The following is a 13,276-nucleotide window of genomic DNA, read 5'->3' on the forward strand; positions in this document are numbered from 1 at the left end:
ATTTAAAGCGCCTTTTGCAGACGCTTTTTTTGGTGACGTTTCTTTTAAAGACGGTGAGGCTGTGGTGGGCGCGCTGTTCACGCCCTTAATCACAGCGAGAAGCCCTCGAGTTCTGATGGCATAGAGAAGTTGTCGTCTTGCATCACTTGCGCCAGTTGCGCGCGCCAAGCTTCCATATTCCACAATTCAAAGTGACTGCCTTGGCCTACCAACATCACTTCTTTATCCAAGCCTGCAAAATCACGCAATACAGGTGACACCAACATACGTCCAGCGCTATCCATTGCCACATCTTCCGCATACCCAACCAACAAACGCTGTAAAGCACTTGATTGCTTATCGAATGATGACAACGCCATCATCTTGGCTTGAATCGGCTCCCAAGCTGGCTGCGGATACAATAACAAGCAGCGATGCGGATGCGCGGTCAACACCAAATCACCAGCACATTGAAGCTGCAAAGCCTCTCTGTGCTTAGTTGGTACTGCTAATCTGCCTTTAGCATCCAAACTTAATGATGTCGCGCCGCGAAACATGTTTAAATAATTAACCTAAAATGGTCGCCATAAAATATGGCAAAAAATATAATGAAAAAAGTGAGGGACTTCCAACTGCCCTTAGCCTCAGTTAGAAATAGGTTTAAGTAGAAATCTCCACAAAACCCCACTTTTCCCCACTAAGATGAACTATAGATAAAAAAATAGGGCAATGCAAGCCCTTTCTTACTATTTTTTCTTTATATCTCAATGACTTAGCGCATTTTCATGCTAAAAATAATATCGTTATAAATTAAGCACATACGAAATTAAGTGAATGTAGATTATAAGAACAATGATGAAAGCGATTGAATTGTAATTGGCAAGCAAATTACATGCGGGATTAGCCGAGAAAATAACGCAATAAAGGATTGAAGCTGGCCGATAAGCCGGGTTCTGTTTGCGTCTTGCAACGCACGACAGTCATTCATCTAGGCGTACAATTACTTGCACGCTCAAGCAACCTACCCGCTAGCAGCGCGAACCACGCCTTATTACACCAAGGATTAACCTCAGAGTAAAGTGCTAGCCTATTTGGTCTTGCTGCGAATGGAGGTTACCGCGTTTCACCGTAACTAAATACGCTCGTCTCTGTGGCCCTATTCCGCGCCTTATACTCAGTTACCCAAGCTTTCAACGTACGGCCGTTAGCCGTCATCCCGCTCTATGCAGCCCGGACTTTCCTCCCCTCACCTACGTGAGCGGCGACTGTCTAGCCAGCTTCAATATGCATTTTAACATGCCTCAGGATGCAATCCTTAAACAATCTAGAGCAGTTATAATGCATCAATCAAATAACTACTATAGTTAATCATGCCACTAGAAAAAGTCGGACAACTTGATGCTTCATGGCAAGCAGTGATTGGTGAGGAATTCGATAAACCTTATATGCAAGCTTTGCGCGCTTTTTTAAAACAAGAAAAAGCAAATGGGAAAATCACATTTCCACCTAGCCAATTGATTTTTAATGCATTTAATCACACGCCTTTTGATAAAGTGCGAGTAGTCATTATTGGTCAAGACCCCTACCATGGCCAAGATAAAGAACAACCTCAAGCACACGGCTTAAGCTTTTCAGTGCCTGCAGGCGCGGCTTTACCACCTTCACTGAAGAATATTTTTAAAGAAATTGAAGCAGACATAGGCGTAAAAATGAGCAACAAAGGTGACCTAACACCATGGGCGAATCAAGGTGTATTGCTCTTAAACGCGACACTAACCGTTGAAATGGCAAATGCGGGCTCACATCAAAAACGTGGCTGGGAAACCTTTACCGACGCCGCAATTGCCGCTTTAAATGCACACCATGAAGGATTAGTATTTGTGCTATGGGGCAGCTATGCGCAGAAAAAAGGGGAAATAATAGACCCGAAAAAACATTTGGTACTTAAGTCAACGCACCCCTCGCCTTTATCTGCGCACCGCGGATTTTTTGGCAACCATCAATTTTCTAAGATTAATGAATACTTAAGCAAGCATGGACAAACCCCGATTGAATGGCAGCTTTAAACTACAGTTAAAACTTGCCACTTAATTATTAAGCACGCTACCCGTCATTCCCGCGCAGGCGGGAATCTAGGCGGCGCGGATTATTGCAATCTATCAATCAACCATCATTCATGACCACCATCAAAACTGGATTCCCGCCTACGCGGGAATGACGAATGAGAGAATTTGAAATAAACCACCAACCATGAAAACTCAACGCTGCTTTTGACTTTAAGTCCCCTGCTACCGCGCCTGTTCTGCTGAGTTTCATGGGAGCTTTCGGCAAGCGGCTGTTTGAGCGCAGCGAGTTACCGATTGCCGCCCATGAAGCTAAGCAGAATAGGAATCAAGCGGCAGGGGGTAGCCTTTTCTTTGGTTACTATCTTTTGGCTAAGCAAAAGAAAGAAACTCGTATGTCGCGCGAAAGCGGCCACTTAGAATAAAACGCAATGCATTTCAGTTACTGCATCCTCACGCTAATACCCAACACAAAGAACATCGCCTTCATTACATTTCGCTTGAAGAACCTTAATACGCTCTTCGGTCATTTTTGCAGGACATAAAGAGTAAAGTATTTGAGTCTCGCGCCCAGCATTTGGCAAATGTGCGCCTGTAGCTCTATTACATTCACTATCTCTAAATTTAACCCAATCTCGCTGTGACGCTTTTAAGTCCACAATCATAGCTTCTGCATACTCTTTTTCGCTAGATTCAGTTGCTTGCTTTTTTAAATCCTGAATAATCCCCTTATAAATCTTATTTAGCTTTGCATCAGACTTTTCAAACATGTCGCTTGCACATTGCTGCATTGATAATGACATTCCCTTATCCGCTTCAGCTTGGTCACATTTTGCAGCTACATTAAAACTCAAAAATAACCCACAAACTAAAATAAAAATCCTCACAATCTACCCTTTGCAATCTTAATTAAGAACTTAACTAGAAAAGACACCAATAACAACTGCAGCATGTATGAATCATTACACTACACAACCACTCACAGTAAACAAAAAATTAAACAAGATACGCCTACAGGTATTACATCAACCTCCAGTTAATCTTCTGCCCCGCCCTCAACGGCACCAACACATCAGCCCCATCAAATGGCAAACTTTCAGGCACTTTCCAACTTTCTTTCACCAAAGCAATCTGCGCTTTATTCCGCGGCAAACCATAAAAATCTGCGCCATAAAAACTTGCAAAACCTTCCAACTTATCAAAAGCACCTGCCGCCTCAAATGCCTCGGCGTAAAGCTCTATCGCAGTATGTGCGGTATACATACCTGCACATCCGCAAGCCGCTTCTTTAGTGTGCTTAGCATGCGGTGCGCTATCTGTGCCTAGAAAGAATTTAGGGTTGCCAGAAGTTGCAGCCTTTACCAAAGCTACACGATGCTCTTCGCGCTTCAATATGGGCAAACAATAGTGATGCGGCTGTATGCCGCCTTTAAACATGTCATTACGGTTCATTAATAAGTGATGTGCAGTAATCGTCGCGGCGACATTGTTTGGCGAACTCATCACAAAGTCTGCCGCATCTTTAGTGGTGATATGCTCAAACACTATTCTTAAAGCTGGATATTTTTTTAATAGCGGAATCATATGGCGCTCAATGAATACGCGCTCTCTATCAAATACATCCACATCAGCATCTGTGACTTCCGCATGCGTTAACAGCGGCATACCGAGCATTTCCATCGCTTCCAATGCGCTGGCACATTTCTCTAAACTAGTTACGCCTGAATCGCTATTGGTGGTTGCACCTGCTGGGTAAAGCTTCACACCGTGGATAATGCCACTGGCTTTTGCTTTGACTATTTCCTCCGCCGTGGTGTTGTCAGTTAAATACAAAGTCATCAGTGGCTCAAACTCCGCGCCTGCGGGTAGTGCATCTACAATACGCTGACGATAAGCGGCAGCTAATTCAGTAGTGGTCACTGGTAGACGTAGATTAGGCATTACAATGGCGCGGGCAAATTGTCGAGCCGTGTCTGGCAACACGGCTTTCAAGGCTGCGCCATCACGTAAATGTAAGTGCCAGTCGTCTGGGCGCGTGATTTTAATTGAAGTCGTGGTAAGGGAGTTTGGAATAGTCATATTTAAGTGCTTAATCAATTAATTTATTTAAGTATTTTCTTTTAACTTTAATGCAAATTCGTACAATACATTTTTCTTTTCATGCGTGATTTCAGTGGCTAATTTTACTGCCTGTTTAAGCGGTAAATCGGCTAGTAGCAACTTTAATATTCTGACCGTTTCTTCTGGAATCTCTTCGGCTTCTTTTACCGCAGCCGCTTCTACTAACAATACAAATTCGCCACGCTGTTGATTGGTATCGGCCTGCAACCAAGCACTGGCGTTAGCCGCCGCACAAGTATAAAATGTTTCAAAAGTTTTAGTGAGTTCTCGGGCAAAGGTCAAACGGCGCTCACTGCCAAGTACATTGGCTAGATCTTCCACACATTCAATAATGCGGTGTGGCGCTTCGTAGAATACTAAAGTCACGGTTTGTGATTTTAAGCTTTCCAAAACCTTACGGCGCGCCGCACCGCTAGCGGGAAGAAAGCCGTGAAAGTGAAAGCCATTTTGCGTAATGCCAGAAGCTGATAATGCCGCAATAACTGCACTCACACCTGGAATCGGCACAACTTTAACGCCCGCCTTACGCACTAAATCCACCACCACTGCGCCAGGATCGCTAATACCAGGCGTGCCAGCGTCTGTGACTAAGGCAATATTTTCACCTGCTTGAAGTTGCGTCAGTAGCTTTTCTGCGGATTGATGTTCATTATGCTCATGGACGGCAATCAATTTTTTGCTAATGCCAAAATGTGAGAGCAAGCCTGATGTGTGGCGCGTATCCTCAGCAGCAATCGCATCTACTGTTTTAAGTGTTTCCAAGCCGCGAATGGTCATGTCGCCCAAATTGCCGATGGGCGTTGCGACCACATATAATGTACCTATTGATGTAACCGCACTCATGCAGACCAGCCATTTAATTTAAAATCGTTCATACTAGAAGTTTACAGCTTTAGCTAATATCTCGTCCATGAAATTAAGTCTATGAAATTAAGCAAAAACAACGCCGGACTTGAAGCTGAAAGGTTAGCTGCAACTTTTTTGGCGAATCACGGCCTTAAATTAGTGACGCAAAACTATCATTGCAAATACGGTGAAATTGATTTGATTATGAAAGACGCCAAAACTCTCGTATTTATTGAAGTTAGGCTAAGATCAAACAGCCAGTTTGGCAGCGCTGGCGCCAGTATTACTCAACAAAAGCAACAAAAACTCATTCTGACCGCACAACATTATTTACAGCAACATGGCGACTGCCAATGCCGATTCGACGCCATCTTAATGAATAAGGCCGACGTCAGTCACATAGAGTGGGTTCGTAATGCATTTGACGCATAATAAGCGTATCATTCGCGAAAATGCTGCATTAAACAGCTGATGTAAAAAATATTAAAGCTTAAAAATATAAGTTAAAAACTAACCTAGGGGTTAACTAAAGTGGTTATCTAAAGCTGCTATCTAATATCACGTCAAGGAGCAATCTATGAAGTCAAACATGAACAAACAAACGGTACTAAAACTCATCCTATCAGCAGCACTCATTTCCCAAATCACCGCTTGCGTACCTGTTATCGTTGGTGGAGCTGCAGCGACTGGCGCAATGGCTGCAGATAGACGCACTTCTGGCTTTTATGTGGAAGATCAAAATATCGAACTTAAAGCCATTAAGAAAATGGAAACCAATTTAGGCGAAGACGCGCATGTGAATGTGACCAGTTACAACCGCAATGTACTGCTAACAGGCGAAGTACCAGTGGCTGAATCTAAATCTAAAGCTGAAAACTTGGCTAAAGAAATCACTAACGTACGCTCTATTACTAATGAAATTACTGTTGGGCCAAAATCTACCATAGGCTCACGTAGCAATGACAGCTATATCACCTCAAAAGTCAAAGCACAATTTGTAACAGAAAATAAATTTCCCGCGAACTATGTAAAAGTAGTCACCGAAAATGGCGTAGTTTACTTATTAGGTATCGTCACAAATAAAGAAGCCGCAGACGCGGTAGAGATTGCCCGCAATACTGACGGCGTGACTAAAGTGGTTAAAGTATTCGAATACATGCCATAAAAAGAAGCCTCTGCGTGCCTTGAGCATATCACTCGCTTAAGGCCGCCCTTCTATGCTGAAAATGCTATAATACGCGGCATAAATAACACAGAACAGCTCTGAAATAAGCTAAAAGAATTGGTAAATCAAAAATGACAACACAACCCACAATGACACAAGTAAGCGGCGAAATTATCATCGAAGGTAACACGCGCGCAGGAAAACCTTTTCGCCCTAGCGATTGGGTGGATCGTATGTGCAGCACCTATGCTACGTTTGGCGAAGACCGCAAACTAAAATACTCACCGTACTTAAAACCAAAAGTGGTAAACGGTGTACGTTGCCTAGCGGTGGATTTGAAGTTAAAAACCGTGAACCCTGCAGGCTATGCGCAACTAATGCACTTTGCTGATGAAAATCAGCTTAACGTGTTAGACGCTGAAGGCAACAGCATCGCAGTGCCGCACTAGCGCTTAACAGGCAATTGCAGTTCACTTGCCAACGCCAATTATTTTTTCAATATATTGCTTAGTAATTAAGCCACGTTTAATTTTAACCAACTCACCTTGTGGGTTATAAATAAACGTGGTGGGCAATACATCAGCCGTTCCAATTTGAGCAGCAACTTCATCATCACCTAGAACTATCGGATACGACATCAACATATCATCCACGTAATCCGCCACCTCTTTAGTGCTTTTGTAATCAAAAACAACACCTAGTATCATCAAATCTTTTTTTCTGCGGTGATCGTAAAGATTGACTAAATCTGGCACCTCTTCTAAACATGGCGGACACCAAGTCGCCCAGTAATTCACCAGCACCCATTTACCTTTGTAAGCTGTCAACTTATGGGTAACACCAGTGGTATCCTTTAGTAAAAAAGTAGCTGGTGCTTTTTCCGCAGCAACTACCAATGAATTAGTCGTGATCAACAACAAAAATGTAAGACTTAGTAAAAGTTGGCGCATTGAGTCATTTTCTAAAAAACTTAAGCTAAAAAGCTAGCGTTGAAATCAAATAAACCACCCATTCAGTCGCTAATTTAGCGTTACCCAGATGCGTGTCATTTTGCTAGTGTAAATGTAAACATTATCATACAATCATAAAACTGCCTCAGGCCTATAAAAAGTAAAAAATGGCGTTAAACCTTCATATTCCTGCACTTAAAGATAATCCAATTATCATTGCTGAGACTCGGCCACAGAAAATCAGCCAGTCGCTGCTAGATCATATTGCCAAAAATCCGCTAGACATTGCCTCGCACTTGCATAGTGAATTAGAAATCTTAAACCGCCAAAAAATCTCTCCGACCAACAGAGTGCAAGCCTTAGATGCCTTCCGCACATTGTTAATCAATACCGTGCTAGCACTTTCTGAGGACTACACCAATGCGGCATTACCTCTGCACGACAAAGCCAAATTAGCAGCAGCGGCGGCAGAGTCATTATGGTTAGAGTTAGGTTACGGATACAAACTGGTGCTTGTCGATTTGCAAAATCAGCTGATTAAACTGGGCACCGATAAAAGTTCGGCAAACGCCATACAACGCGCCATGCACGCAGTTGCAGAGCACGCGCTGACTTACTATCAAACCTACTCCACTCCGCCAGAGCATATTTGGAGCGATTTACATCAACTCTATTTTTGCGCTGTTAAACTTGGCGTACAAAACGTTAAAGTAGATGAAGAAAAAACTGTCGTTGGATCAACCGCCACAATAGCTAATAACATAGAAAATACCTACAAACACGCATTATTGATGTCACTTGCTGACCCTCAGCACTTAACACAAAAGAATATGCGTTTAGCGGCAGAATATTTAGCATTTCATGTTGAAAACGCAAAAATATCCATCGTTGCACCTTTAGAAATCACAACCAGTTGCTTTATTGTCAACCTATCTTCAAATAAGCCTCCAGTTCCATACAGCAAACAGAAAATCGCGCCGAACCCTGATAGCGATATTTTGCTACAGACCTTAGATTTAGTAATTGGCATACATCAAGATTTAAATTCTTTGCAAAATAATCAACTGCCTAAAGATGGCGGCGTTCCTGCAAATGCAAATCGTGATGAATATATCGACCTGTTAACATACCTTATCAAACACTGGGGTGTAACGCAGAAGCGTATTTTTAATCGAACCAAGTCAGATGGTGAAATTGAGATTGTGACTGGCATTCCCACCATACATTATTTCTCTAGCGCAAATTCAGATCACAAAGTGAACGCTAACATTAGCAATTTCCAGAATAGCGAAAATACACCAGCACCTTCACTCTGGCATATTATTAACATTAGCGCGATTGGCATGTCAGTTAGACGCCATGCTACAGCTGAAAAAAATATACGCATTGGTGGGCTATTAGGTTTTAAAACAAAAAATGAACAACACTGGTCTATAGGATTGGTACGTTGGGCAGCTTGCGGCAGCAGAGATAGACTAGATATTGGCGTGCAACTGATTGCGCCACGAGCGCAAAGCGCAATCGCTCAAGTCGATAAAACTGGCCGTGAAGAAATGGTGTTATTACTGCCTGAACTCGTTGCAGTAAAACAACTTGCGACAATTATTGCGCGAGTTGGCACATATCAACCTGCGCGCCAATTATCCATCACTTACAACAACAGCACACATGTGATTATGCTCACTAAAATCGTGGAGCGCTCACATCATTTTGAACGTATACAATATAGTGTCATTAATTAGTAAAACTATCTTCAATCAAAGTGGTCATTACCTGAACACCAGTTAACATTACAGAAACTTACTTTAAACGAGATGTTTCGCATTTTGCACTTCACTAAAAGTGTTTTTTTCGTTACGATACGTAATTAATTTTTTAAAAGCATTAACCAATTAGAGGTTTTCCATGAGCGAGCATATCACACACCTTAACGACGCAAGTTTTGAACAAGACGTTTTACAGTCTCAACTTCCTGTTTTAGTAGACTACTGGGCAGAATGGTGTGGTCCTTGCAAAATGATTGCGCCAATATTAGATGAAATTTCTAAAGAATACGCTGGTCGCCTTAAAGTGGGCAAACTTAATATTGATGACAATCAATTAACACCACCAAAATACGGTATTCGCGGCATTCCAACATTAATGTTATTTAAAAATGGTAATGTAGAAGCTACAAAAGTAGGCGCATTATCAAAGTCCCAATTAACTGCATTTATTGACAGCAACATCTAAACCATTTACGCTGTACCTGTCATCACAAATGCTTGATTTCTAAACTCATTACAAATCAAGCATTTTTTGAACTATCCTTTAATTTAAATCTGTAGTTCTCAATCCTGCCCCACACAATTCTTGTTTTAGTGAGCCTCCATGCACTTATCCGACCTTAAGCACTTACCCGTTACAGAGCTAGTAGAAATGGCTATCGCCGATGAAATTGATAATGCTAGCCGAATGCGCAAGCAAGATTTGATTTTCGCCATTTTGAAACATAAAGCAAAAAAAGGTGAAAGTATTTTTGGCGATGGTACGCTTGAAGTCCTACAAGATGGTTTCGGTTTTTTGCGCTCACCTGACACGTCATACTTGGCTGGCCCTGACGACATTTATGTATCACCTTCACAAATTCGCAGATTTAATCTGCATACTGGTGACAGCATACAAGGTGAAATTCGCATCCCTAAAGATGGTGAACGCTACTTCGCACTTGTTAAAGTGGATGTAGTGAATGGTGAAGCACCTGAGAACACAAAGCATAAAATTCTATTTGAAAACTTAACGCCGCTATTTCCAACAATTCCGCTCACATTAGAGCGTGATATTAAAGGTGTTGAGAATATCACTAGCCGTGTCATCGATATGATTGCACCTATTGGTCGCGGTCAGCGCGGTTTGCTAGTTGCTAGTCCTAAAAGTGGTAAAACTGTCATGATGCAAAATATCGCGCATGCCATTACCGCCAATCACCCAGATGTAATTTTAATTGTACTGTTAATTGACGAGCGTCCTGAAGAAGTGACAGAAATGACACGTTCAGTACGTGGTGAAGTCGTTGCTTCAACTTTTGATGAGCCCGCAACACGTCACGTGCAAGTCGCTGAAATGGTGCTTGAAAAAGCTAAGCGTTTAGTTGAGCATAAAAAAGATGTTGTGATTTTATTAGACTCCATCACTCGTTTAGCCCGCGCTTACAACACAGTAATTCCATCCTCAGGCAAGGTACTCACTGGTGGTGTAGATGCCAATGCACTGCAACGCCCAAAACGCTTTTTTGGTGCTGCGCGTAATGTTGAAGAAGGTGGCTCATTAACCATTATCGCCACAGCCCTTGTTGATACAGGTTCTCGTATGGATGATGTTATCTATGAAGAGTTTAAGGGTACGGGTAATATGGAAATCCATCTTGACCGCAAGATGGCTGAAAAACGCCAATACCCTGCAATCAACGTTAATAAATCTGGTACGCGTCGTGAAGAGCTTCTTATCGAAAAAGATGTTCTACAGAAAATTTGGGTACTTCGTAAACTCCTCTACCCTATGGATGACCTAGAGGCAATGGAGTTCTTGCTAGACAAAATCAAAGCCACGAAAAACAATGCTGACTTTTTTGACAGCATGCGCCGCGGCTAAAAGAGCTTTAGTCGTTAATACTAAAGCTTACTAAGATTTATTGGCTTAATTAACGCATAACCTTGCGCACGAGCCAGAATGCAAATATAATGCGCGGTTACAGCAAAACTGTATTTTTACAGCAACTTGCACTTACTAACGAATTACTAAATAGTGCCGTATCTTTCGGCAACACATATTGAGGCTATATTATGAAAGATGGAATCCATCCAGAATACCGCGACGTTGTTTTTCAAGACATCGGTGCAGACTTTAGTTTTATGACACGTTCTACTATCGTAGCGCGCGACACAATCAAATGGACAGATGGTAAAGAATATCCATTGGTTAAAATCGAAGTATCATCAAAATCACACCCGTTCTACACAGGTAAACAAATGATTTTAGATACAGCTGGTCGTGTTGATAAATTCCGTAAAAAATACGGTATGTAATCAATTTTGCAATCTATATTGCAAATATCAAGGCAGCTCAGGCTGCCTTTTTTATTTTCGCAGCTCAAAGCACGATATTGATAACGTGCCTTCATTTAATTCAACAGAATTTCTTGCTGTACGCCGCAATCGGTTAAAATATACACTTAAAACTAATAAAAGCAAATTTAGCGACTCAACATTATGCGCTTTCAACTGGATCACGACTGGCAAGGTAATATGTCTACACCCCGTGCGCGCATTGGTGATGGGGCAAAAACACAGCTATTACTTTTACTATGCGCGATTTGGATTGTGTTAGGTTTAGTTGGCCATGCACCTTGGAAACCGCTGGAGTCCACCAGCATCAATATTGTCAAAAATATTTTAGATGGCGGCAGCTTACTTTCACCCTTGGTCAGCGGTGAGTCTTTCCCTTCAACCCCGCCTCTTTACTACTTAAGCGCAGCCGCCAGCGCTAAATTATTAGCTCCACTACTTAGTATTCATGACGGCGCTAGGTTATTTAATACCATTTGGCTTGCCATATTATTGTTAATGGTGGGGATGACTGGCCGCGAGTTATGGACACGCGGGGTCGGGCGCCACTCCACATTTATTATGATAGGTACTATAGGTTTGATCATCAGCGCACATAGCTTGAGTGCCGAGATCGCAAACCTGACATGCTTGGCAACTGGCTTTTATGCATTAGCACTATCTAAACGCCGCCCTTGGCGTGCAAGTGGCCTTTTGGGAGTTGCGCTTAGTATTGGATTTTTAAGTTTTGGTGTGATGCCTGTGCTTATTTTGGTAAGCACCTCGCTTACATTGCCTTTAATATTCAAAATTTGGCGCACAAAAAGTTTTGTAAAATTCTTGAGTCTAGCTATTCTCATCGCGACGCCCATGGTCTTAACTTGGATTTTGTTACTGCAATATTACTATCCAACTATGCTAATGAGTTGGTGGAACTTTAACCTCAATAATTTTAATCAACTCAACCATCTGTATTTTTTGCGCATCTTAATTTGGTATGCTTGGCCTGCCTTACCATTTGCGCTATTAGGCTTATGGCGTTATCGCCAACAGTTACTCAGCAAACCTAAGTTTCAATTAATGACTAGTTTTTTCATTTGTAGTTTATTTTTCTTAGGTTTAGGTGCCAATTCTAAAGACATCAATGCGCTACCTTTACTTTTACCTCTCGTAGCCTTGGGTGCAGGCAGCGTGGAACATCTAAAACGAGGCGCAGCGGCGGCTTTAAATTGGTTTGGCGTGATGTTATTTGGTTTAATTGGTGTGCTAATTTGGCTAGGTTGGCTAGCTATGCTAACGGGCCATCCAGTCAAAATTAAAGAGCGTATGCAGTTCTTATCTGGTGCGTATGAAACTCACTTTAACTGGCTATCATTCCTTATCGCCCTAGCCATTACTCTCATATGGATGCTAGTTTGTATGCGTGCTAAACAAACTAATAAATCCACAGTGACTAATTGGGCGGTAGGCATGACTTTTGGTTGGGGTTTACTAATGACGCTTTGGCTACCGCTAATAGACTCCGCTAAAAGCTACCAAGCGGTATTTTTAAGTATGAATAAAATATTACCTAGCACCTATAATTGCATGAACAGTCTAGATGTAGCGCAGCCACAGAGCCTATTGCTTAATTACTACACTGATATTCAATTGCAGCCATTTGAAACCACACAGCAATTAACTTGTGATTTTTACTTATTACAAGACGTAAAAGGCATAGGGAGAATGCAACCTGGGCAGGAGTGGAAACAAGTTTGGGTAGGCAAACGCGCAGCTGATAGAAAAGAAGGGTTTAGATTATTTCAGCGCATAAAGTAGCGTAACAGCAGCTACTCAAATTGTTCAAAGCATTAAATGTGCTTTGATTGCATTCTGCACTTGAGTGTGTATTCCAGTACCGCTTTGTTGATTAACATACTCAGCAATTTGTTTTCGCATGGACAATGCCCAAAACTTATTGATATGCTCTGCAATGTCTTTTTGAGCGTGGCTTTGGTTTGGATATGATTCGTAAAAATCACCAATTTGATTAGCCATTGAAATTAAGCGTTGAATATCCATTTTTACTTT

Annotated in this window: 17 protein-coding genes and 1 other RNA gene; 10 read left to right on the forward strand and 8 right to left on the reverse strand. The window is 41.9% G+C overall.

Translation table 11 applies throughout. From position 1 onward, the window contains the following. Positions 1-89: 89 nt before the first annotated feature. Both mraZ and rnpB read right to left on the reverse strand, forming a co-directional pair. Complete coding sequence (gene mraZ / locus PSU78_RS08655) at positions 90-536, reverse strand: division/cell wall cluster transcriptional repressor MraZ (RefSeq protein WP_300387077.1); 447 nt, start codon at positions 534-536, stop codon at positions 90-92. Positions 537-905: 369 nt separating this feature from the next. Beyond that, positions 906-1,260: RNase P RNA component class A (gene rnpB / locus PSU78_RS08660), an RNA gene on the reverse strand. An 89-nt stretch (positions 1,261-1,349) separates the two neighbouring features. On the opposite strand from rnpB, the gene ung reads away from it, so the two are divergent. After that, positions 1,350-2,045, forward strand: coding sequence for a uracil-DNA glycosylase (ung, locus tag PSU78_RS08665; RefSeq protein ID WP_300387079.1), 696 nt, complete (start codon positions 1,350-1,352; stop codon positions 2,043-2,045). Between the two features lie 97 nt (positions 2,046-2,142). On the opposite strand, the gene PSU78_RS08670 is transcribed toward ung, so the two are convergent. Then, a complete protein-coding gene (locus PSU78_RS08670) occupies positions 2,143-2,295 on the reverse strand; it encodes a hypothetical protein (protein WP_300387081.1) in 153 nt (50 codons plus the stop codon). Between PSU78_RS08670 and PSU78_RS08675 the strand changes: the two genes are divergently transcribed. Next, positions 2,294-2,467 carry a hypothetical protein gene (locus tag PSU78_RS08675; protein WP_300387082.1) on the forward strand — a complete coding sequence of 58 codons (174 nt, stop codon included), beginning with the start codon at positions 2,294-2,296 and terminating at the stop codon, positions 2,465-2,467. The two genes, PSU78_RS08670 and PSU78_RS08675, sit on opposite strands and share 2 nt — an antisense overlap. Before the next feature lie 33 nt (positions 2,468-2,500). Here PSU78_RS08675 and PSU78_RS08680 read toward each other — a convergent pair whose 3' ends face one another. From PSU78_RS08680 to rsmI, 3 genes are all read right to left on the reverse strand, one after another. Beyond that, complete coding sequence (locus PSU78_RS08680) at positions 2,501-2,929, reverse strand: lysozyme inhibitor LprI family protein (RefSeq protein ID WP_300387084.1); 429 nt, start codon at positions 2,927-2,929, stop codon at positions 2,501-2,503. 133 nt (positions 2,930-3,062) lie between these two features. Beyond that, on the reverse strand, positions 3,063-4,121 hold the full coding sequence (gene pyrC / locus PSU78_RS08685; RefSeq protein ID WP_300387086.1) for a dihydroorotase: 1,059 nt from the start codon (positions 4,119-4,121) through the stop codon (positions 3,063-3,065). Positions 4,122-4,148: 27 nt separating this feature from the next. Then, on the reverse strand, positions 4,149-5,006 hold the full coding sequence (gene rsmI / locus PSU78_RS08690; RefSeq protein WP_300387088.1) for a 16S rRNA (cytidine(1402)-2'-O)-methyltransferase: 858 nt from the start codon (positions 5,004-5,006) through the stop codon (positions 4,149-4,151). 81 nt (positions 5,007-5,087) lie between these two features. On the opposite strand from rsmI, the gene PSU78_RS08695 reads away from it, so the two are divergent. The 3 genes from PSU78_RS08695 (at position 5,088) to PSU78_RS08705 (ending at position 6,623) form a co-directional block, all read left to right on the forward strand. Then, positions 5,088-5,441 (forward strand): YraN family protein, encoded by a 354-nt coding sequence (locus PSU78_RS08695; protein WP_300387090.1) that lies wholly within the window; start codon positions 5,088-5,090, stop codon positions 5,439-5,441. Between the two features lie 145 nt (positions 5,442-5,586). Then, positions 5,587-6,174 (forward strand): BON domain-containing protein, encoded by a 588-nt coding sequence (locus PSU78_RS08700; RefSeq protein ID WP_300387092.1) that lies wholly within the window; start codon positions 5,587-5,589, stop codon positions 6,172-6,174. 131 nt (positions 6,175-6,305) lie between these two features. Beyond that, positions 6,306-6,623: a DUF3579 domain-containing protein gene (locus tag PSU78_RS08705; protein WP_300387094.1), complete on the forward strand. Its 318-nt coding sequence runs from the start codon at positions 6,306-6,308 to the stop codon at positions 6,621-6,623. A 21-nt stretch (positions 6,624-6,644) separates the two neighbouring features. Here the strand turns inward: PSU78_RS08705 and PSU78_RS08710 are convergent, their stop codons facing one another. Further along, positions 6,645-7,124, reverse strand: a complete 480-nt coding sequence (locus tag PSU78_RS08710; protein WP_300387096.1) for a TlpA disulfide reductase family protein — start codon at positions 7,122-7,124, stop codon at positions 6,645-6,647. Between the two features lie 167 nt (positions 7,125-7,291). Between PSU78_RS08710 and PSU78_RS08715 the strand changes: the two genes are divergently transcribed. The 5 genes from PSU78_RS08715 (at position 7,292) to PSU78_RS08735 (ending at position 13,024) form a co-directional block, all read left to right on the forward strand. After that, the gene (locus tag PSU78_RS08715; RefSeq protein ID WP_300387098.1) at positions 7,292-8,866 is read left to right on the forward strand and encodes a hypothetical protein; all 1,575 of its coding nucleotides are present in this window, start codon (positions 7,292-7,294) and stop codon (positions 8,864-8,866) included. A 163-nt stretch (positions 8,867-9,029) separates the two neighbouring features. After that, a complete protein-coding gene (gene trxA, locus PSU78_RS08720) occupies positions 9,030-9,356 on the forward strand; it encodes a thioredoxin TrxA (protein ID WP_013149111.1) in 327 nt (108 codons plus the stop codon). 138 nt (positions 9,357-9,494) lie between these two features. Then, the gene (gene rho, locus PSU78_RS08725; protein ID WP_013149112.1) at positions 9,495-10,754 is read left to right on the forward strand and encodes a transcription termination factor Rho; all 1,260 of its coding nucleotides are present in this window, start codon (positions 9,495-9,497) and stop codon (positions 10,752-10,754) included. A 191-nt stretch (positions 10,755-10,945) separates the two neighbouring features. Beyond that, complete coding sequence (locus tag PSU78_RS08730; RefSeq protein ID WP_300387102.1) at positions 10,946-11,188, forward strand: type B 50S ribosomal protein L31; 243 nt, start codon at positions 10,946-10,948, stop codon at positions 11,186-11,188. Positions 11,189-11,407: 219 nt separating this feature from the next. Further along, positions 11,408-13,024 (forward strand): ArnT family glycosyltransferase, encoded by a 1,617-nt coding sequence (locus PSU78_RS08735; protein ID WP_367186336.1) that lies wholly within the window; start codon positions 11,408-11,410, stop codon positions 13,022-13,024. A 24-nt stretch (positions 13,025-13,048) separates the two neighbouring features. On the opposite strand, the gene PSU78_RS08740 is transcribed toward PSU78_RS08735, so the two are convergent. Beyond that, on the reverse strand, positions 13,049-13,267 hold the full coding sequence (locus tag PSU78_RS08740; RefSeq protein ID WP_300387106.1) for a formate dehydrogenase subunit delta: 219 nt from the start codon (positions 13,265-13,267) through the stop codon (positions 13,049-13,051). Positions 13,268-13,276 lie beyond the last annotated feature (9 nt).

This window comes from Methylotenera sp. (assembly GCF_029945705.1).
Classification (GTDB): domain Bacteria; phylum Pseudomonadota; class Gammaproteobacteria; order Burkholderiales; family Methylophilaceae; genus Methylotenera.